The sequence below is a fragment of the Streptomyces sp. NPDC046716 genome (genome assembly GCF_040645755.1).
GTDB lineage: Bacteria > Actinomycetota > Actinomycetes > Streptomycetales > Streptomycetaceae > Streptomyces.
The window spans coordinates 73,477-94,613 of record NZ_JBEYYU010000003.1 but is presented as its reverse complement, the minus strand read 5'-3'; the positions used below and the strand labels follow the sequence as shown (position 1 = coordinate 94,613).

General features: G+C 70.8%; 14 protein-coding genes and 1 riboswitch. Of the genes, 9 read left to right on the top strand and 5 right to left on the bottom strand.

Features of this window, described 5'->3' with window-relative positions; genetic code table 11:
- Positions 1-66: 66 nt before the first annotated feature.
- The gene (locus tag ABZ930_RS03310) at positions 67-534 is read left to right on the top strand and encodes an SsgA family sporulation/cell division regulator (protein ID WP_361540622.1); all 468 of its coding nucleotides are present in this window, start codon (positions 67-69) and stop codon (positions 532-534) included.
- 65 nt (positions 535-599) lie between these two features.
- On the opposite strand, the gene ABZ930_RS03305 is transcribed toward ABZ930_RS03310, so the two are convergent.
- Positions 600-1,955: a YibE/F family protein gene (locus tag ABZ930_RS03305; RefSeq protein ID WP_361540619.1), complete on the bottom strand. Its 1,356-nt coding sequence runs from the start codon at positions 1,953-1,955 to the stop codon at positions 600-602.
- Positions 1,956-2,026: 71 nt separating this feature from the next.
- Positions 2,027-2,183: riboswitch (TPP riboswitch) on the top strand.
- Here ABZ930_RS03305 and thiC point away from each other — a divergent pair.
- Together thiC and ABZ930_RS03295 are read left to right on the top strand one after the other, a co-directional pair.
- Positions 2,176-3,969 (top strand): phosphomethylpyrimidine synthase ThiC, encoded by a 1,794-nt coding sequence (gene thiC, locus ABZ930_RS03300; RefSeq protein WP_361540616.1) that lies wholly within the window; start codon positions 2,176-2,178, stop codon positions 3,967-3,969. Its footprint overlaps the riboswitch before it by 8 nt.
- A 199-nt stretch (positions 3,970-4,168) precedes the next feature.
- Positions 4,169-5,491, top strand: a complete 1,323-nt coding sequence (locus ABZ930_RS03295; protein ID WP_361540613.1) for a hypothetical protein — start codon at positions 4,169-4,171, stop codon at positions 5,489-5,491.
- A gap of 87 nt (positions 5,492-5,578) precedes the next feature.
- Here the strand turns inward: ABZ930_RS03295 and ABZ930_RS03290 are convergent, their stop codons facing one another.
- The 3 genes from ABZ930_RS03290 to ABZ930_RS03280 all read right to left on the bottom strand — a co-directional run bounded on the left by ABZ930_RS03290 (position 5,579) and on the right by ABZ930_RS03280 (position 9,075).
- On the bottom strand, positions 5,579-6,460 hold the full coding sequence (locus ABZ930_RS03290) for a hypothetical protein (RefSeq protein WP_361540610.1): 882 nt from the start codon (positions 6,458-6,460) through the stop codon (positions 5,579-5,581).
- A 183-nt stretch (positions 6,461-6,643) separates the two neighbouring features.
- Entirely contained in the window at positions 6,644-7,732 is a 1,089-nt protein-coding gene (locus tag ABZ930_RS03285) for a metallophosphoesterase family protein (protein ID WP_361540607.1), read from the bottom strand.
- A gap of 227 nt (positions 7,733-7,959) precedes the next feature.
- The gene (locus tag ABZ930_RS03280) at positions 7,960-9,075 is read right to left on the bottom strand and encodes a LacI family DNA-binding transcriptional regulator (RefSeq protein ID WP_111663094.1); all 1,116 of its coding nucleotides are present in this window, start codon (positions 9,073-9,075) and stop codon (positions 7,960-7,962) included.
- A gap of 377 nt (positions 9,076-9,452) precedes the next feature.
- Between ABZ930_RS03280 and hisC the strand changes: the two genes are divergently transcribed.
- From hisC to ABZ930_RS03250, 6 genes are all read left to right on the top strand, one after another.
- On the top strand, positions 9,453-10,532 hold the full coding sequence (gene hisC, locus ABZ930_RS03275; RefSeq protein ID WP_361540603.1) for a histidinol-phosphate transaminase: 1,080 nt from the start codon (positions 9,453-9,455) through the stop codon (positions 10,530-10,532).
- Positions 10,533-10,832: 300 nt separating this feature from the next.
- Complete coding sequence (locus ABZ930_RS03270) at positions 10,833-12,392, top strand: cytochrome ubiquinol oxidase subunit I (RefSeq protein ID WP_361540600.1); 1,560 nt, start codon at positions 10,833-10,835, stop codon at positions 12,390-12,392.
- 13 nt (positions 12,393-12,405) lie between these two features.
- Positions 12,406-13,410 carry a cytochrome d ubiquinol oxidase subunit II gene (gene cydB, locus ABZ930_RS03265; RefSeq protein WP_361540597.1) on the top strand — a complete coding sequence of 335 codons (1,005 nt, stop codon included), beginning with the start codon at positions 12,406-12,408 and terminating at the stop codon, positions 13,408-13,410.
- Positions 13,411-13,453: 43 nt separating this feature from the next.
- Positions 13,454-16,981, top strand: a complete 3,528-nt coding sequence (gene cydD / locus ABZ930_RS03260; protein ID WP_361540594.1) for a thiol reductant ABC exporter subunit CydD — start codon at positions 13,454-13,456, stop codon at positions 16,979-16,981.
- Between the two features lie 43 nt (positions 16,982-17,024).
- Positions 17,025-18,752 (top strand): GAF domain-containing protein, encoded by a 1,728-nt coding sequence (locus ABZ930_RS03255; RefSeq protein WP_361540591.1) that lies wholly within the window; start codon positions 17,025-17,027, stop codon positions 18,750-18,752.
- Between the two features lie 435 nt (positions 18,753-19,187).
- The gene (locus ABZ930_RS03250; RefSeq protein ID WP_361540588.1) at positions 19,188-20,240 is read left to right on the top strand and encodes a M23 family metallopeptidase; all 1,053 of its coding nucleotides are present in this window, start codon (positions 19,188-19,190) and stop codon (positions 20,238-20,240) included.
- Here ABZ930_RS03250 and ABZ930_RS03245 read toward each other — a convergent pair.
- A complete protein-coding gene (locus ABZ930_RS03245) occupies positions 20,230-21,129 on the bottom strand; it encodes an HAD hydrolase family protein (protein ID WP_361540585.1) in 900 nt (299 codons plus the stop codon). The genes ABZ930_RS03250 and ABZ930_RS03245 overlap by 11 nt on opposite strands.
- Positions 21,130-21,137: the final 8 nt, after the last annotated feature.

Sequence of the window (21,137 nt, the reverse complement as noted above, 5' to 3'; positions counted from 1 at the left end):
GCAAGATGCCAGCAGTGTCAGGAAGGTCATTCCTGGCCAATCGACGGCAAGTTGACGGGGTAGGCGATGCGCGAGTCGGTACAAGCAGTTCAGGCAGAGGTCATGATGAGCTTCCTCGTCTCCGAGGAGCTCGCTTTCCGCATTCCGGTGGAGCTCCGGTACGAGTCCACCGACCCGTACGCCGTGCGGCTGACCTTCCATCTCCCCGGCGACGCGCCCGTGACCTGGGCATTCGGCCGGGAGCTCCTCGTCGACGGGGTCAACGGGGCGACCGGCGACGGTGATGTGCGGATCTCCCCCGTGGAGCCGTCGGGCGGCGGGACCACCGCCGAATTGCCCGGTGAGGTCCACATCAGGCTCCAGGTCGGCAGCGATCAGGCGCTGTTCCGGGCCGGGGTCGCGCCGATCATCGCCTTCCTCGACCGCACCGACAAGCTGGTGCCGCTCGGTCACGAGCAGGCCCTCGCCGACTTCGAGGCCGACCTCGACGAGGCGCTCGACCGGATCCTGGCCGAGGAGCAGAGCGCCGGCTGACTCCCCCGCGCCGACGCCCTCGACGTAACGCTTCAGCAGTGCGGTACACCCGAGCAGTACCGCGCTCACGCCCTGCGTCGTCGGCCTCTGCCACCGCGTGCAGGAGCGGTTCTGGCAGGGGCCTGAGGGCCCGGGCGGTCGGCGGAGACCACCAGGGCGGCCAGCGCCGTCGTCACCGGCACAGAGGCGACCAGGCCGATCGAGCCGACCAGCGTGCGGACGATCTCCTCGGCCACCAGCTCACTGTTGGCCACGTCCGACACGCTGCTCTGCGCGATCGAGAACAGCAGCAGCAGCGGCAGCGCCGCGCCCGCGTACGCCAGGACCAGGGTGTTGACGACCGACGCGATGTGGTCGCGGCCGATCCGGATGCCCGCCCGGTACAGCCCCCGCCAGCCCATCGAGGGGTTGGCCTCGTGCAGTTCCCAGACCGCCGACGTCTGGGTGACCGTCACGTCGTCGAGCACCCCGAGCGAGCCGATGATGACGCCCGCGAGCAGCAGACCGCTCATGTCGATGTCCGGATACAGGCCGTGGATCAGGCCGGTGTTGTCGTCCGTGTTGCCGGTCAGGGCGGCCCAGCCGATGAACAGCGAGCCCAGCAGGCCGATGAGCACCAGGGAGACCAGGGTGCCCAGGACGGCGACGGAGGTTCTCGCCGACAGCCCGTGGCACATGTAGAGCGCGATCAGCATGATGGCGCTGGCCCCGACGACCGCCACCACCAGGGGATTCGAGCCCTGGAGGATCGCGGGCAGGATGAACAGCGTCAGCACTCCGAAGCTGACCGCGAGCGCGACCAGCGCCATGACGCCCCGCATGCGGCCGACCAGCACCACGGCCAGGGCGAAGATTCCGGCCAGCAGCACCATCGGAATCTTGCGGTTCACATCGGTGACCGAGTACTGCAGATTCTCCGGGGCGTCCGGCGCGTAGGCCACGATCACCTTCTGGCCCTCGTGCAACTGCCGCGGTGAGTCCGGCTGGACGACCTCCGTGAACGTACGGCCCTTGTCCTTGCCGGTGCTGATGCGGATCGTCGCGTTCTCACAGGTGCCGCCGGCCTGCTGCTGGGCGGACGAACCCTCGGCCGTGGAGGTGTCGCCGGTCGGGGTGTCCCCCGAGGCGTTCACGGACGCGCAGGGGACCTTCTCGACCTTGGCCACCGTCGCCTGCTGCGTCTGCCGGTCGAAGCCGACTCCGGTGCGCTCGTGGGGCGGTGCGCCGCCGGGCCACAGCACCGCGAGGCCCACCACCACCGCGACGGAGAACGGGATCAGGACCGCCGCGATGACCTTCCGCAGATGCCTGGAGACCGGGGCGGCCGGGCCGTGGCTGTGGGAGTGGCCGTGCCCTCCCTCGGACGGGCCGTGTCCATGGGGTGGTTGGGGCGGGGGAGGCGGCTGCTGGGTGGTGGTCACCGACCGATCATCGCAAGAACGACAGGGGCCCTCTGTTCAACGCGTCCGAAGGGGCGCTAGCGTGGAGGCACCTTTGCACACGCGGGAGCTCGGAGCACCGGGCTGAGAGGGCGCTGACCTTCGTCGCAGGACCTGTTTCACGTGAAACAGGCAGGACGAAGACGGCTGCGTCGACCGCCGAACCTGTTACCGGGTAATGCCGGCGTAGGGAGTAGCTCTCATGAGCATCAAGGACGCACGCACGCCTGCCTCCGACCAGGGTGAGAACCCCGACGAGGCCGGGAAGTCCATCGGCTGGCACAAGGGATACATCGAGGGTTCGCGCCCCGATCTCCATGTGCCGGTCCGTCAGGTGCATCTCACCAACGGACAGTCGGTCACGCTGTACGACACGTCCGGCCCGTACACCGATCCGACCGTCGACACCGATGTCCGCCGGGGGCTCGCGCCCCTGCGGGAGAACTGGATCATCGGCCGCGGCGACACCGAGGAGTACGCGGGACGCCCCGTCCGCCCCGAGGACGACGGCATCAAGCACACGTCGCCGCGCGGCGGACTGCGCAACCTGGACGCGGTCTTCCCCGGCCGCCCGCGCCAGCCGCGCCGCGGCCGCGACGGCCAGGCGGTGACCCAACTCGCGTACGCACGACGGGGTGAGATCACCCCGGAGATGGAGTACGTGGCCCTTCGGGAGAACGTCTCACCCGAGGTCGTCCGCGAGGAGATCGCTGCGGGCCGCGCGGTGCTGCCCGCCAACGTGAACCACCCGGAGATCGAGCCGATGATCATCGGCAAGCGGTTCCTGGTGAAGGTCAACGCCAACATCGGCAACTCCGCGGTCACGTCCTCCATCGAGGAGGAGGTGGAGAAGATGACGTGGGCGACCCGCTGGGGCGCCGACACCGTCATGGACCTCTCCACCGGCCGCAACATCCACACCACCCGCGAGTGGGTGCTGCGCAACTCCCCCGTCCCGATCGGCACCGTGCCGCTCTACCAGGCCCTCGAGAAGGTCGACGGCCGGGCCGAGGAACTGACCTGGGACATCTACAAGGACACGGTGATCGAGCAGGCCGAGCAGGGCGTGGACTACATGACGGTCCACGCCGGAGTCCGCCTCCCGTACGTCCCGCTGACCGCCAACCGCAAGACCGGCATCGTCTCGCGCGGCGGCTCGATCATGGCCGCCTGGTGTCTCGCGCACCACAGGGAGAGCTTCCTCTACGAGCACTTCGAGGAGCTGTGCGAGATCCTCGCGGCGTACGACGTCACGTACTCGCTCGGCGACGGCCTGCGCCCCGGCTCCATCGCGGACGCCAACGACGAGGCCCAGTTCGCGGAGCTGCGCACCCTCGGTGAGCTGAACACGATCGCGAAGCGGCACAACGTGCAGACGATGATCGAGGGCCCCGGGCACGTCCCGATGCACAAGATCAAGGAGAACATCGACCTCCAGCAGGAGATCTGCGAGGAGGCGCCGTTCTACACGCTCGGCCCGCTGACCACCGACGTCGCCCCGGCGTACGACCACATCACGTCCGGGATCGGCGCCGCGATGATCGCCTGGTGGGGCACGGCGATGCTCTGCTACGTCACGCCCAAGGAGCACCTGGGCCTGCCGAACCGGGACGACGTGAAGACCGGCGTCATCACCTACAAGATCGCGGCGCACGCGGCGGACCTCGCCAAGGGCCACCCGGGCGCGCAGGAGTGGGACGACGCGCTGTCCGACGCCCGCTTCGAGTTCCGCTGGGAGGACCAGTTCAACCTGGCTCTCGACCCGGACACGGCACGCGAGTTCCACGACGAGACGCTGCCGGCCGAGCCCGCGAAGACCGCGCACTTCTGCTCGATGTGTGGCCCGAAATTCTGCTCGATGAAGATCTCGCAGGACATCCGGCGCGAGCACGGCACGGCCTTTGCGGACAAGTCCGAGATCGAGGCGGGCATGGAGCAGAAGTCGAAGGAGTTCGCGCAGGCGGGCAACCGCGTGTACCTGCCGATCGCCGACTGAGACAGGGCGCCGGGCGATCACGGAGTGGGCTCGATCAAGGACCTGCGGGCCCACTCCGTGCCGCGCCCCCGCCGGCGTCAAAAGGCCGGTGCACCCGGGAGTGACGGCCTGTATAAAGATTCCCGCCGCGGCCGTCCTGTCGGGGACGGCTGTCCGACTCGATCAACAGGGGTGGGGATCACAGGTGTTGCTGAGAAGAATGGGCAGATGGGTGACGGTGGCGGGAGCGGCCGCCGCGCTGGGCCTCGGCGGGGTGACGGCTGCGCACGCCGACGACCAGCTGGAGGTCCGTTACGCGGGGAGCGTCTCGGACGACCTGGGCATCTTGCAGATCAGCGCTCGGTCCGGAGCCGACGTCGAGAAGATCACGGCTCACCTGATCTCGTACACGACGCAGACCGAGGTCGCCGAAGTCAGGACCAAGGACTTCCGGCTCTCCTCCGGCTCGCGCCAGGACGGCGTATGGCGCACGAAGAAGCCGCTGAAACTGCCCGAGCTGGGCAGCTACCGCATCGACGTGGACGTCACCGACGCCGACGGCGACCATGTGCGCAAGCAGTCCGCCGGGGACCTCGCGTACTACGTGGTCGCGCGGTTCGGCGGGCTGAGCACCGATCGCGGCTCGATCGACCACGACCATCGTGACGTGACGGTGAACGGGACGCTCTACGGCCGGTGGCCCACCCGCGAGGTGAAGCCGCTGGCGGCTCGCCAGGTCGACATCGATGTCGACTACTGGACCGAGGCCACCGTGTCCACCGACGACCGTGGTCGCTTCAGCGCGTCCGTGCGCCTGGACGGAGCCGCGCCGATCCAGGCCGTCTTCCGTTCGGGCGGTGGCACCCCCTACGTGCTCTACGGAGAGTCCGAGCCGGTGCAGATCGGCGTGGACCAGATTCCGACGCGCATCACGGCGTCGGTCGGTGAGACCGACATCGACTACGGCCGGTCCGTCACGCTGCACGGCAAGGTCGAGCAGAAGACCGCGGACGGCTGGGTGCCGCTGGCGGGACAGGCCGGTGGCGTCCTCTTCGGGCCCGACACCTCCCAGACGGACGTCGTGGGCCAGTTCACGACCGCCGCGGACGGCACGTTCACCATGGACTACACGCCCTGGCAGGGCGGCTACTTCCAGCTGGCTCTGGACACCGACGACGACCCGTTCCTCCAGGCGTCGAAGGGCACGAGCACCGCTCTGAAGGTGCACAGGGCCGCGAAGTTCACGGCCTTCAGCGCTCAGCGCGACGCCTCCGGAAAGGTGCACACCGAGGGGCTCATCGACTTCCCGGACGGCTGGACTCCGGCCACGATCCTCGTCGACATCCAGTACTCGCCCGACGGCACCACGTGGACGACCGTGGCCACGGACGAGGCTATCTGGGCAGGCAACGGCAACGAGTTCGCCGCTGATGTCGACCGGAGCGAGGCGGGCTACTACCGCGCCGTCTTCGCCGAAAGCGACAGTTTCCAGTCGGCCACGTCGGAGAGCGTGTCCGTGGCGGCCGCGCCGACCGCCGACTGAGCCCCACCCGCGCGCACGACTGCGGCTCGGGGCTTCGTGCACATCGCCCCGAGCCGAGGTCACGGCCTTCGAGCTCCCGCCGGACGGTCAGTCCGGCCGGTGCTCGGGGCCGCCGAAGTCCGGGCTCGAGAAGTCCGGACTGGAGAAGCCTGCGCGCTGTCCGGTGGCGGTGCCGCCACCGTCCGGGCTGCTGAACCCCGGCCTGTTGTAGCCGAGCTGGGGCATCCGGCCCGTGGCGCCGGCCCGGCCGGCGCCGAGCGGGTCACCGCCCGCGGGCGGCTCGGCGAGAGCCTCCCGCAGGAACGGCAGGATGCCCCGCTCCAGCAGCGCCTTGGCCCAGGTTTCCCTGGCCCGCGCCACCACTTCGTTCGCCGCGCCGTGCGCTCCGGCCTGGAGCGAGGTCGCCCCGTTGCGCAGAGCGGCCAGCAGCAGGCACACCGCCGCGACGAGGATCCCCGCCGCGGTGAGCGCGCCGAAGACCCAGCCGGCCGTGAGCAGGGTGCCGGCGAAGTCCGGTGGCGGGTTGAGCATCTTCAGGATGTAGCCGACCAGCAGAAAGATCGCGGCGGCCGTCCCGGCGAGCACCGGGAAGAGGACGACGGCGACCGCGGCGATGCCGGGCCCTGTCGTCTCCGCGACTTCACTCACGGTGGCGGCGAAGCCCAGGGGGTTGCCGCCGCCGGTTTCCGAGGTCGTGCCGGAGGTGCCTCCTTCGTCGAGCGGTTGGGGCCGCGGGGAGGTACGCAGATCCTCACGGACCGATATGTAGTGCTGGTACTCGGTCGCTGCGGCGGCACTGATCAACGCTGCCGCGTTGAGCGCCATGGTGCGCAGCTGCTCGGGGTTGAGCCGCTGGCCCACTGCGGCGAGATCAGGCCGGTTCGGTGCGGTACGCAGCGCCTCATCGAGGATCCGCTCGAACTCGGGGCGGTCCTCGTTCAGCAAATGCGGAGCGCTGTTCATGTGCATCCCCCGATGCTCCGTAGGGCTTGGTGGCCCGCATGGGTACGAGCCGTCGGGCAGAAACGGAGGGGAGCCTGCTACGGATAAGCCGATGGTAGAGCTGCTACGGCGGGCGGTGACAGGGGGTTTCCGGAAATTGGCCTTGCGGCCAGAGGAATCCTCCGTTTACCGCGCCTGCCCGATCAACTCTCAGATATCCATCGGCAGTTGCTGGACCAGGAGTTTTCCGGCCATGGTCACACCGCCGTCCATGGCGATGGCGAGACCGCCCGCGTACACGTGCGGTCCTTCGACGGCCGGGCGGGTCTTCTCCTCGGTGTCGTCGGCGCCCGACTCGGCGCCGACCTGACCCAGGAGGTACGGAATCGGGCTGTGGCCGTGCACCACGCGGCTGCCGCCGAAGGCGCCGAGCAGCTCGCGCACGGCGCCGGGACCCGATTCCTCGTCGCGGAAGGCGAACCGCTTGGTGAACTTGCGGAACAGGTCCCAGCACTCGTCCGCGTCGTTGCGCGTGAGCGTCTCGCGGATGGTGTCGTTGACGGCCTCGATCGAATCGCCGTAGTCGAGGTACGACGTCGTGTCGGAGTGCATCAGCAGGTGGTCGTCCTCGATCTCGATTGCGTCGAGTCGGGACATCCACTGCAGATGGACGTCCTGGAGCCGGTCCATGTCGGACTTCTGTCCGCCGTTGAGGAGCCAGGCGGCCTGGAAGGTGGCGGTGCCGGCCCCCGAATTGACGGGGGTGTCGCCGAATCGCTTGGCGCCGAGGAGCAGCAGCTCGTGGTTGCCCATGAGCGCCTTGCAGTAGCCGCCCGCCGCCGCGGCCTCCGCCGAGAGCCGCATCACCAGGTCGATGACGCCGATCCCGTCGGGCCCGCGGTCGGTGAAGTCGCCGAGGAACCACAGGCGCGCGGTGCCCGCCGCCCAGTTGCCCTCCGCGTCGATCAGGCCCTTCTCCTGGAGGGCGGCGATCAGCTCGTCGAGGTAGCCGTGGACGTCGCCGACGACGAACAGCGGGCCGGGCCCTTCGCCCGCCGCGGGGGCGGGGACCGGGGCCGGCTCCGGGGTCTCGGCCGGGGCCGGATCGGTCCTGCTGATGACCGGCAGATCGCGCTCCGTCGGCGTGTAGCCGTCCGGATACGCGTCGGGATTCTCCGCTCCGGGGGCGGGCTCGGTCGTCATCACATTCGCCGGTACGTCATGCACGTACGCGGGAACGCGGAAATCACGCAGCGTCTCTGTGCGCGCTGCGGGTCCCTGACCGGCCCCCTGAGTCATCGACCCCTCCACCATTGCGCCGCCTGTGCACCGGATCGGACTGCCTGGTCGCAGCGGCCCGCGGTGTCGTGCGCCCATCATAGGAATGCGGCTCGCACTGTGTGATGCACCAGGGGTGGTGAATCGGTGACGGGGGGCTGTTCGCCCCTCATTTCTCCCGAATTGGTGCGGACTTTTCCTCGCTGGATTTCGGGCCGCCCCGCGATCGCGGGGCGGCTGCCGGGCGGTCAGCCCTGCTTCGGGGAGCGCGGTGGACTGACCGTGGTGCGGGACGGGCGGCGCATCGAGGACGTCCGCACGATCAGTTCCGTCGGTATCACCTGCTCGACCGGTTGATCGGATTCGAGGCCCTCGATGGCGTCGATGAGCAGTTGGACGACGGCCGTGCCGATGCGCCGCGGTTTGAGCGACAGGGTGGTGATGGGCGGCTCGGTGTTCGCATACACATTCGACTCGCTGCAACAGACGAGCAGCAGGTCCTCGGGGACGCGCAGGCCGTAGCGGCGGGCCGCGGCGAGCAGGTCCGTGCCGTTGGGGTCGAAGAGGCCGTACACCGCGTCGGGGCGGTCCGGCCGGGCGAGCAGCCGGTCGGCGGCGACGGCGCCCGCACACGGATCGTGCGCGGGGTACGACTCGTAGACCGGCTCCTGCCCGATCCGCTCGCACCAGCGCAGGTACGCGGAGGTGGAGAGGTGGGTGTACGTGTCGGTGGTGGTGCCCGTGAGCAGGCCGATGCGGCGGGCGCCGGCCTCGGCGAGGTGGTCGAGGATGCCGAGTACGGCGGCCTCGTGGTCGTTGTCGACCCAGGCGGTCACCGGCAGGGTGCCCCCGGGGCGTCCGTCCGAGACGACGGGCAGGCCCTGGCGGACCAGCTCGCTGACGACCGGGTCGTGGTCGGAGGGGTCGATGACGACGGTGCCGTCGAGGGCGACGTTCGACCACACGTCGTGACGGGAGGTGGCGGGCAGGATGACAAGGGCGTACCCGCGGGCGAGCGCCGCCGAGGTGGCGGCTCTGGCCATCTCCGCGAAGTACGCGAATTCGGTGAAGGTGAAAGGTTCATCCCCGTAGGTCGTCACGGTCAGGCCGATGAGGCCCGACTTGCCGGTACGGAGCGTTCGGGCCGCCGCGGAGGGGCGGTAGCCCAACCGGTCGGCGACCTCGCGGACGTGGCGTCGGGTGGCGTCGGGGAGCCGGCCCTTGCCGTTGAGTGCATCGGAGACAGTAGTGATCGAGACCCCCGCGGCGGCGGCGACATCTCTGATGCCCGCTCTGCCTGGCCGGGTGCCTCTGCGGGTCGTCGTCTCCGCCCGGCTCACCTGGTGCTTCCCTGCTGCTGTCATGGCGAGCCGATAGTAGGGCTCATGCGGCTGCATGGCGGGGGCGCATATGCCGGGGTTGACAGGCACGTTTCTGCAAGGTGATGACCCGTCAATGACCTTGGAATGTAGGGGAGTTGATGGCCATCACACTAGTACGTCACTTGTCGGCACGCATGAGCCTGCCAAGTCGACGATGTTGCGAACAGGTCTCAACTCACCTTCACGGGTGATGCGCGCCACGGCGCGAGCCAGGGGCGCGCGCCAGGGCATGGAGCGCTCCCCCCTCTCCGTACGCCGCACCGGTCGGTGCGAGCCGCGATGAGGCGGCCCCATTGGGGCCGCCGCCGAATCCTCTTAAGGTGAGCAGTATTGGAACGGTGGCCACAAGGAGGACTGCGGTGAGCGAGACCAACCCGAAGCTGCGCGCGGAGCTGGCGGGCATCCCCGCCTACAAGCCGGGCAAGCCCGCGGCCGCCGGGGGCCCGGTGGCGTACAAGCTCTCCTCCAACGAGAACCCCTATCCGCCGCTCCCCGGCGTCATGGAGCGGGCGATCGCCGCGGCCGGGGCGTTCAACCGCTACCCGGACATGGCCTGCACGGGCCTGATGAACGAGCTGGCGGACCGGTTCGGCGTGCCGGTGACGCACCTGGCCACCGGCACCGGCTCGGTCGGCGTCGCCCAGCAGCTGCTCCAGGCGACCAGCGGTCCGGGCGACGAGGTCATCTACGCCTGGCGGTCCTTCGAGGCGTACCCGATCATCACGCAGATCAGCGGCGCGACGTCGGTGCGGGTGCCGCTGACCGGCGACGAGGTGCACGACCTCGACGCGATGGCCGACGCCATCACCGACCGCACCCGCCTCATCTTCGTCTGCAATCCCAACAACCCCACCGGCACCGTGGTCCGCCGTGCCGAGCTGGAGCGGTTCCTCGACCGGGTCCCCTCCGACGTCCTGGTCGTGCTCGACGAGGCGTACCGGGAGTTCATCCGTGACCCCGAGGTGCCGGACGGGGTGGAGATCTACCGGGACCGGCCGAACGTGGCGGTGCTGCGGACCTTCTCGAAGGCGTACGGCCTCGCGGGTCTGCGCGTCGGTTTCGCCATCGCGCACGAGCCGGTGGCGGCCGCGCTGCGGCAGACGGCGGTGCCGTTCGGCGTGAGCCAGCTCGCGCAGGACGCGGCGGTGGCCTCGCTGCGCATGGAGGACGAACTGCTGGGCCGGGTCGGCTCGCTGGTGTCCGAGCGCACCCGGGTCGTCGACGCGCTGCGGGACCAGGGCTGGACCGTGCCCGAGACGCAGGCCAACTTCGTGTGGCTGCGGCTGGGGGAGAAGACCATGGACTTCGCGGCGGCGTGCGAGGCGGCCGGAGTGGTCGTCCGCCCGTTCGCCGGCGAGGGGATGCGGGCCACCATCGGCGAGACCGAGGCCAACGACATCTTCCTCCAGGCGGCGGAGGCGTTCCGCAAGGAGCTGTAGCGGGCAGGCGGCAGGATCGCGGGCCGACGGCCGGTCGCGGGGCGACGGCCGGTCGCGGGGCGAGAACAGCGCCCCGCGGTCGGCCGTTCGCCGTCTCCACCCTCGGGCCTGTGGCGTTGCTCGCAGTTGGGGGACCCCCCTTCGGATCCCGACAACCAGTACGACATAATGCTTGTGAATGTGAACGCGTTCACAAGCGTGTCCCAGTTCCTCCCTGGATTTGTGGGATTAAAGGGGCAAACTGCCCGCTGTGACCGCAGCGATGTAAGGAGAGACGCAGTGGACTCCACCTTGTCTGCCATGGCGCCGGAGACCCTGGCGCGATGGCAGTTCGGCATCACCACCGTCTACCACTTCCTGTTCGTTCCACTGACGATCTCCCTGGCCGCGCTCACGGCCGGGCTGGAGACCGCATGGGTCCGCACGGGAAAGGAGAAGTACTTCCACGCCACGAAGTTCTGGGGGAAGCTTTTCCTGATCAACATCGCGATCGGTGTGGCGACCGGTCTTGTGCAGGAGTTCCAGTTCGGCATGAACTGGTCGGACTACTCGAAGTTCGTCGGTGACGTCTTCGGCGCTCCGCTCGCGATGGAGGCGCTGATCGCCTTCTTCTTCGAGTCCACCTTCATCGGCCTGTGGATCTTCGGCTGGGACAAGCTGCCCAAGAAGATCCACTGCGCGTGCATGTGGATGGTCTCGATCGGCACGATTGCCTCCGCCTACTTCATCCTGGCGGCCAACTCCTGGATGCAGCACCCCGTCGGCTACGAGATCGACAAGAAGACCGGGGTGGCCCGGCTCAACGACATCTGGCACGTCCTCTTCCAGGACACGGCGATCTACCAGTTCGCCCACACCATCTCCTCCGCCTTCCTGACCGGCGGCGCGTTCATGATCGGTATCGCCAGCTACCTCCTCTGGAAGATCAAGAGGAAGAAGGACGCCGGCGAGGAGGTCGACCGCAAGCGCGTCATCACGCTGCGCACCTCGCTGCGGCTGGGCCTGGTCACCGCGATGATCGGCGGGGTTCTCGTCGCCTTCTCCGGTGACTCGCTGGCCAAGGTGATGTTCAAGCAGCAGCCGATGAAGATGGCCGCGGCCGAGGCGCTGTGGAGCACCGAATGTCCCGCGCCGTTCTCGATCTTCGCCGTCGGTGACGTGACCAAGGGGCACAACTCCGTCGAGATAGAGCTTCCGGGACTGCTGTCCTTCCTCGCCGACAACAACTTCACCAGCTGTGTCCCGGGCATCAACGAGACCGCCCAGGCCGAGGCGGACAAGTACGGCGGCAAGCCCGCGGACTACGTCCCCAACATCTTCATCACCTTCTGGGGCTTCCGCCTGATGATCGGCATCGGGCTCACCGCGGCCGTCGCCGCGGGCGCCGGATTCTGGCTGACACGGAAGAAGAAGTGGCTGTTGCCCGAGCACCGGACGGCCGAGGACGAGTTGCCGAAGCTGATGCTCACCCACAAGAAGGAGCTCGGCCCGACGCTCACCAAGTGGGGCTGGCGGGTCGGCATGGCCTCGCTGATCTTCCCCTTCATCGCCAACTCCATCGGCTGGATCTTCACCGAGATGGGGCGCCAGCCCTGGGTCGTCTTCGGTCTGTTCAAGACCGAGGACGCGGTCTCCCCCGGCGTCAGCCAGACCGAGATGGCGATCTCGCTCGCCGCGCTGACCCTGCTGTACGGGGTGCTGTTCTGGATCAACGTACGGCTGATGAAGAAGTACGCCCTCATGGGACCCGACACGGACGAGGAGCCGCCCACCAAGGATCCGACGCTGCGCGGGCCGTCGTCCGGAGACGGCTCCGACGATGACGACGACGCCGACAAGCCCCTGACCTTCGCGTACTGAGAGGAGATACGCCATGGGCCTCAACGACTTCTGGTTCCTGCTGATCGCCGTCCTGTGGACCGGCTACTTCTTCCTCGAAGGCTTCGACTTCGGGGTGGGCATTCTGACCCGGACGCTGGCACGCGACCGCACCGAGCGGCGGGTGCTGATCAACATCATCGGGCCGGTGTGGGACGGCAACGAGGTCTGGCTGCTCACCGCGGCCGGCGCGATGTTCGCCGCGTTCCCCGTCTGGTACGCGACGTTCTTCAGCGGCTTCTACATGCTGCTCGTGCTCGCTCTGCTGCTGCTGATCGTGCGCGTGCTGTCCTTCGAGTACCGGCACAAGCGACCGGAGGAGAGCTGGCAGCGCAACTGGGAGCTGGTGCTGTTCGTCAGCTCGCTGCTGCTGCCGTTCCTGTGGGGAATGATGTTCGCCAACCTGGTCAAGGGCGTGCCGATCAACTCCAGCCAGGACTATGCCGGTTCGTTCGCCGACCTGCTGAACTGGCAGGCGCTCCTCGGCGGACTCGCCTTCACCGCGATCTGCGCGCTCCACGGAGCGGTGTTCACCGCGCTGAAGACGACGGGTGACATCCGGGTGCGGGCGCGTGCGTTCGCCACCAAGGCGGCCGTGGCCACCCTTCTGCTGGGCGGCGGGCTGCTGGTCTGGATTCAGGCCGAGCGCGGTACGGCCTGGACCGCGGTGGCGCTCGTCGTGGCGGTCGTCGGCCTCCTGGGCACCCTGGCGACGAACGCCAAGGGGCGCGAGGGGTGGGCGTTCACCTGCACCGGGATCGCGATCGCGGCCGTCGTGGCGGCGATCTTCCTGGCCCTCGCGCCGGACGTGATGCCGTCCTCGCTCAACGAGGCGTGGAACCTGACCATCGACAACACGGCCTCGGGTGCGTACACGCTGAAGGTGATGACCTGGGTCGCGGGGTTCATGACGCCGCTGGTGCTGCTCTACCAGGGCTGGACCTACTGGGTGTTCCGCAAGCGGCTGGGCACGAACCACATTCCGGCCGACGCCCACTGAGTCCCCCTGGGCTCAACTCGCTCGAAGTGAGGGTGTGTTTCACGTGAAACCGATCGACCAGCGTCTGTTCCGGTACGCCCGGGCCACCCGTGTCTTCCTGATCGCGGTGGTCGTCCTCGGTGCCGTCGGGGCGGGCCTGGTCATCGCCCAGGCGATGCTCATCGCCGAGGTGGTGGTCGGTGCCTTCCAGCACGGGTTCGACGTGGAGCGGCTCGCCACCCCGCTGATGCTCCTCGCGGTGGTCGCCGCCGGACGCGGTCTGGTGGCCTGGGTGACCGAACTGGCCGCGCACCGGGCCAGCGCGGCGGTCAAGTCCGAGCTGCGGAGCCGGCTCCTGGAGCGGGCCGCGCAGCTCGGCCCGGGGTGGCTCGCGGGGCAGCGCACCGGTTCGCTGGTGGCCCTCGCGACGCGGGGCGTGGACGCCCTGGACGACTACTTCTCGCGCTACCTGCCGCAGTTGGGGCTCGCGGTGGTGGTTCCGGTGGCGGTGCTCGTCCGCGTCGTCACCGAGGACTGGGTGTCGGCGGCGATCATCGTCGGCACGCTCCCCCTCATCCCGATCTTCATGATGCTCATCGGCTGGGCCACCCAGTCCCGGATGGACCGTCAGTGGCGGCTGCTGTCCCGGCTGTCGGGGCACTTCCTGGACGTGGTCGCGGGCCTGCCGACCCTGAAGGTGTTCGGCCGCGCCAAGGCGCAGGCCGACTCCATCCGCAAGATCACCGGCGAGTACCGCAGGGCGACGATGCGCACCCTGCGGATCGCCTTCCTGTCGTCGTTCGCGCTGGAACTGCTCGCTACGCTCTCGGTCGCGCTGGTGGCCGTCACCATCGGCATGCGGCTCGTGCACGGCGAGATGGACCTGTACGTGGGTCTGGTGATCCTCGTTCTCGCGCCCGAGGCGTATCTGCCGCTGCGACAGGTGGGCGCACAGTTCCACGCGGCGGCCGAGGGGCTGGCGGCGGCGGAGGAGATCTTCGCCGTCCTGGAGACCCCGCTGCCCGAGGCCGGGACGCAGGACCTCCCGTCGGGCAGCGGCATCGGCTTCGACCGGGTGTCGGTCCGCTACGAGGGACGGGACACGGACGCGGTCCGCGACGTCTCCTTCGAGGTGGCCGCAGGGGAGACGGTCGCCCTCGTGGGGCCCAGCGGGTCCGGCAAGTCGACCCTGCTGGCCGCGCTCCTCGGTTTCGTGCGCCCCTCGGGCGGACGGGTCCTGGTGGGCGGTGCCGATCTGGCGGACGTGTCGCGGGAGGCGTGGCACGCGCGCGTGGCGTGGGTGCCGCAGCGCCCGCAGCTGTACGCCGGCTCGATCGCCGACAACGTACGGCTCGCGCGGCCCGACGCCGACGAGGCGGCGGTGCTCGGCGCCCTGCGGGACGCGGGCGCCCTGGAGTTCGTACAGGCGCTGCCCGAGGGCGTGGCGACCGTGCTCGGTGAGGACGGGGCCGGGCTCTCGGCGGGACAGCGGCAGCGTCTCGCGCTGGCCCGGGCGTTCCTCGCCGACCGGCCCGTGGTGCTGCTCGACGAACCGACGGCCGCGCTGGACGGCGAGACCGAGGGAGGCATCGTCGAGGCGGTGCGCAGGCTCGCCGTCGGACGGACCGTGCTCCTCGTCGTACACCGGCCGGCGCTGCTCGCGGTGGCCGACCGGGTGGTGCGGATCGAGGCACCGGGCGCCGAGCGGGCCGGTCTGACCCCGACGGTTCCGGCGTCCGCCGAGGCGCCCGCACAACCGGTGCGGCAGGCCACCGACCAGGCCCGGGAGACGCGGGACCAGCAGTCGGTGCGCGGCCACGTCCTCACCCGGCTCCGCGCCGCCGCCCGCCCCCGCCGCTCGCGGCTGCTCCTCGCGCTGCTGCTCGGCGCGCTCGCGCTCGGCAGCTCCGTCGGCCTGATGGCCACCTCGGGGTGGTTGATCTCGCGGGCCTCGCAGCAGCCGCCGGTGCTGTACCTGATGGTCGCGGTGACGGCCACGCGCGCGTTCGGCATCGGCCGGGCCTGCTTCCGGTACGCGGAGCGGCTGGTCTCGCACGACGCCGTGCTGCGGATGCTGGCCGACACCCGGGTCGCCGTCTACCGGCGCCTGGAGCGGCTCGCCCCGGCCGGGCTGCGCACGCGGCGGCGCGGCGACCTGCTGTCGCGGCTCGTCGCCGACGTGGACGCCCTCCAGGACTACTGGCTGCGCTGGCTGCTGCCCGCGTCGGTGGCCGCCCTGGTGGGCGTCGGATCGGTGGCCTTCACCGCCTGGATGCTGCCCGCCGCGGGCGCCGTGCTCGCCGTCGGACTGCTGCTCGCCGGGGTCGGTGTGCCCCTGCTGTCCGGGGCCGTGTCCCGCCGCGCCGAGCGGCGACTGGCCCCCGCGCGGGGCGTCCTCGCGACGCGGGCCGCCGAACTGCTCACCGGCACCGCGGAACTGACCGTCGCGGGGGCCCTGCCGCGCCGCACGGCGGACGCCCGCGAGGCCGACTCCGCGCTGACCCGGATCGCCTCGCGCGCCGCCACCGCCACCGCGCTCGGCGACGGCCTCACCGCGCTGATCACCGGCCTCACCGTGGCCGCCGCCGCGCTCGTCGGCGTCCAGGGCGTACGCGCCGGACAGCTCGACGGGGTCTCGCTCGCCGTCGTGGTGCTGGCCCCGCTCGCCGCGTTCGAGGCGGTCCTCGGGCTGCCGCTCGCCGTGCAGTACCGCCAGCGGGTCCACAAGAGCGCCGAGCGGGTCTACGAGGTCCTGGACGCCCCCGAACCCGTACGCGAGCCCGAGCGGCCCGCACCGGCGCCGCAGGACCCCTTCCCGCTCGTGGTGCGGGATCTCGGAGCACGCTACGAGGACGCGGCGCAGGGGGCGCGGCCCGCGCTCGCGGGGGTCGGCCTGACCCTGGAGCGGGGCCGCAGGGTCGCCGTCGTCGGCCCGTCCGGCTCCGGCAAGACCACGCTCGCTCAGGTGCTGCTGCGCTTCCTCGACGCGGAGAGCGGGACGTACACGCTCGGCGGGACGGACGCGCACGCCCTCGACGGCGACGCCGTGCGCCGCATGGTCGGGCTCTGCGCCCAGGACGCCCACCTCTTCGACAGTTCGGTGCGCGAGAACCTGCTGCTCGCCAAGCGGGACGCCGGTGAGGACGAGCTGCGGGCCGCGCTCGGCCGCGTACGGCTCCTGGAGTGGGCCGACGCGCTGCCGGACGGGCTCGACACGCTGGTCGGCGAGCACGCGGCCCGGCTCTCCGGCGGGCAGCGGCAGCGGCTCGCACTGGCCCGCGCGCTGCTCGCCGACTTCCCGGTCCTCGTCCTCGACGAGCCCGCCGAACACCTGGACCTGGAGACCGCCGACGCGCTCACCGCGGACCTGCTGGACGCGACCCGGGGGCGGACGACCGTGCTGATCACGCACCGGCTCGCCGGTCTGGACGCCGTGGACGAGGTGATCGTGCTCGACGGCGGACGGGTCGTGCAGCACGGTCCCTACGCCGAGCTCGTCGCCGTCGACGGGCCGCTGCGGCGGATGCGGGAGCGGGAGGGCGAGACCGAGCTGCTGGTCGGCGCGGGGCGCGTGAGCGGTCCCGCCAGGTGATCCCGACTTTCCTCGCCAAATAGGACTAACTACTCTCAAGGTCATGGCAGCACCCCCGGACCCCGCCGCGCCCGACGCCGACGCCGATTCCGCAGCGGCGGCGGCCCTCGCCACCCGCAGCCTGCAAGGTCTGTCGACCGAGCTGACCGCGCGCGTGCCGCAGCTCCTCGAAGCGATGCGGTCCGTGGGGACCGGTCTGGAGCTGCACTCCACGCTGGACCGGATCTGCGAGACGGCGGCCGAGCTGGCGGACGCCACGTACGCGGCGATCGGCGTCGTCTCCGAGGACGGCGACAGGCTCTCCGACTTCGTCTACCACGGCGTCGACGAGGAGACCGCCGCGCGCATCGGGCGGCTGCCCGACGGGCACAAGGGGCTGCTCGGCGCGCTCATCCGCGACCCCTCCCCGGTGCGCCTGGCGGACCTCGCGGACGACCCGCGCTCGTGCGGCTTCCCCGCGCACCATCCGCCGATGCGGACCTTTCTGGGCGTCCCCATCCGCGTCCAGGGCGAGATCTTCGGGAACCTGTACCTCACGGAGAAGCACGGCGGCGGCGAGTTCAACGACGACGACCTGAACATGGTCCGGGTGCTCGCCACGGAGGCGGGCATCGCCATCGGCAACGCGCGCCTGTACGAGGCGGCCCGGCAGCGGGAGCGGTGGATCGACGGATCGGTGGCCGTGACCACCGCGCTGCTCTCCGGGGGCGATGCCGAGGACGCGCTCCAGGTGGTCGCCGAACAGGCCCGCCAGCTGTCCGACTCGGCCGCCGGGATCGTGCTGCTGCCCGCGGAGGAGGGCGGCATGGAGATCGTGGCCGTCGCCTCCGAGACGCCGAGCGCCATGCTCGGCGTGGTCGTGCCGCCGGAGAGCGAGATCGTCGCCGCGCTCCTCGACGGGCAGGCCGTGTTCATCGACGACGCGGCCGGGGACCCGCGCGTCATGACCAGGTTCGCGAGCGGCTTCGGACCGGCCATGATGCTGCCGCTGCAGAGCGAGGGCCGGGTCCTGGGGACGCTCGTGACGCCCCGCGCGCGTGGGGGACGGCCGTTCACCGAGGCGGAGCGCACCCTCGCCAGCCAGTTCGCCTCGCAGGCCGCGCTCGCGCTGATGATGGCCGAGGCCCAGCGCGACCGGGAGCGGCTGGCCGTCTTCGAGGACCGGGACCGGATCGCGCGCGACCTGCACGACCTCGTCATCCAGCGGCTCTTCGCCACCGGGATGATGCTGGAGACCGCCCAGCGCCGGTCCGTCGTGCCCGAGGTGCAGGCCGGGATCGGCAAGTCCGTCGATGAGCTCGACACCACCATCCAGGAGATCCGCACCGCCATCTTCGCCCTCCAGCAGGGGCCCGCCGAAGCGCCCTCCGGGCTGCGCACGCGGGTGCTGCGGGAGATCAACATGGCGGCCGTGCCGCTGGGCTTCAAGCCCTCGCACCGCTTCCTCGGCGCGGTCGACACGGTCGTCGGCGAACTCACCGGCAAGAACCTCATCGCCGCCCTCAGGGAGGCACTGTCGAACGCGTTCCGGCACGCGCGTGCCGACCGTATCGACGTCGTCGTGGACGCGGGCACGGTCCTGCCGGACGGGCGGCCGGGAGTGCGGCTGACGGTCTCCGACGACGGGGTGGGCATCCCCGAGGGCGGCCGGCGCAGCGGCCTGAAGAATCTCAAGCGGCGCGCGGAGTCGCTGGGCGGCGACAGTTGGTACGGGCCCGGGATCGGCGACGACGGGGGCGGTACGACGGTGGTGTGGCAGGCACCGCACTGAGGCCCGGACGCGGCGGTCCCTGAGCGGGCGAGACGTCTCCGCGCCGGTCTCGGAGTCGGCGTGATGTGCCTGTGCTGGTTGTCTCGGAGTCTGTGTGGCGTGCCTGCGCTGGTCGTTCCTGAGTCTGCGTGACGCGCCTGCGCTGGTTGTCTCGGAGTCTGTGTGACGTGCCGGCGTGACGTCTCCGCGCCGGTCTCGGAGTCGGCGTGACGCGCCTGCGCCGGTCGTTCCTGAGTCTGTGTGGCGTGCCTGCGCCGGTCGTCCCTGAGCCGGCGTGACGTGCCCGCACCGCTCGCACCGCTCCCTGAGATGACGTCACGCTTCGGTGCCGGTACCTGAGTTGGCGGTACGTTTCTGCGCCGTCCGGGGCACGGCGTGCCCCGCCCGTACCAGTCCTGCGAGAGGCCGCGCGCGCAGCGGGTCACGATCCGGGACATGCGACCAGGTCCCCGCCGCTCCAGCCGCTCGCTCCTCGTCCCGGCCGTGTTGATGTGCGCGCTCGTCGCCCTGGGCGGCACGCCCGCCCTCTCGGAGGGTGCGGAGGGCCCGGAGCCGAGTGCCGAGGTGGCACGCCTCCTCGAGGAGGCTTCGGCGGCCTCGCAGCGCTACGAGCAGGGCCGCAGGGCGGCGGCCGTCCAGCAGGCGCGGGCGCGGGAGCTGGAACGGCTGCTCGCGCGGGAGCGACGCGAGATCGCCGCGCTCCACGACGACCTCGGCCGGATCGCCCGCGCCCAGTACCGCAGCGGCGGCGGCATCCCGCTCACGGCGCGGATGCTGCTCAGCGACCGCCCGGAGGAGCTGATGCACGGTCAACGCGCGGTGCTGCAGGCCGACCTGGCGGTGAACAACGCCGTGGAGAAGAGCCAACGGGCCGAGCGGCGCCTTGCGGCGGGGCAGCGCGCGGCGACGGCCACGTGGCACTCCCTCCAGGCACGCAACGTGCGGCTCGCGCGCCTCAAGGAGAGCATCGGCACCAAGCTGGAGTCGGCGCGGGCGCAGTTGCAGAGCGAGGCCGACGTGTCGGCCTCGGCGGGGCAGTGCCGCGGTGCAGTACGCCTGCACCAGCCGAAATTCCGCACCACGCGCGCGTGGCTGCCTCCGGTGGCGTCGTACCAGCTGTCCGCGGGCTTCGACAGCGCGGGCGCGCACTGGGCGCACCGGCACACCGGGCAGGACTTCGCGGTCGGCATCGGCACCCCGGTGCGGGCGGCCGGGGCCGGGCGGGTGGTCAGCGTGTCCTGCGGCGGCGGCTTCGGCATCGAGGTCGTCGTGCGCCACGCCGGCGGCTACTACACGCAGTACGCGCATCTGGCGGCGGCCGCCGTCGACCAGGGCGAGAAGGTCAGGGCGGGCCAGTGGATCGGGCAGGCGGGCACCACGGGCAACTCGACGGGGCCGCACCTGCACTTCGAGGTGCGGCTCACGCCGTATCTGGGGTCGGGGATCGACCCGGTGAAGTGGTTCGCCGAGCGGGGCGTCAGGCTGTAGCGCGGGCGGCCAGCAGCTCCTCGATCACGCGGGCGACGCCGTCCTCGTTGTTGGTGTCCGTCACGCCCGTCGCGGCGGTGAGCACGTCGGGGTGCGCGTTGCCCATCGCGTAGGAGGCGCCCGCCCAGGCCAGCATCTCCATGTCGTTGGGCATGTCGCCGAACGCGACGACCTCGGCGGGCGAGATGCCGCGCTCCCGGCAGCACAGTTCGAGCGTGCTCGCCTTGGAGACGGTGCGGGCGCTGATCTCCAGCAGGGCGCTCGGGCTGGAGCGGGTGATGGCCGCCAGGTCGCCGACAGCGGTGCGGGCCAGCGCCAGGAACGCGTCCGGGTCGAGGTCGGGGTGGTACGCGAGCAGCTTGAGCACCGGCTGGCCGGCGACGTCCGGCCCCTCGAAGTCCTCGGCGAGGAGCTTCTCCGCGGGCGCGACGCTCTCCCCCGGCTCCACGTGCAGCGGCGGATACGTCGGCTCGTGGTGCAGGCCGCCGGTCCGCTCGACCGCGAACGAGGTGCCCGGTGCCGCCGTGCGCAGGATCCGTACGACGTCCAGGGCGTCCGGGACGGCCAGCTCGCGGATCTTGACGAAACGATGCTGCCCGGGGCCGCCGTGGAGATCCACGACGGCCGCGCCGTTGCCGCAGATCGCCAGGCCGTGGCCGTGGACGTGGTCGCTGACGACGTCCATCCACCGGGCCGGGCGGCCGGTCACGAAGAAGACCTCGAGGCCGGCCTCCTCGGCGGCGGCGAGCGCGGCGACCGTCCGCGGGGAGACGGTCTTGTCGTCGCGCAGCAGCGTGCCGTCGAGGTCCGTGGCGATCAGCCGGGGCGCGGAGTGGGCCGGGATCCGGGGCCCTGGAGTCGATGAGGTCACCGCACCATCGTCGCGCATATGCGCGC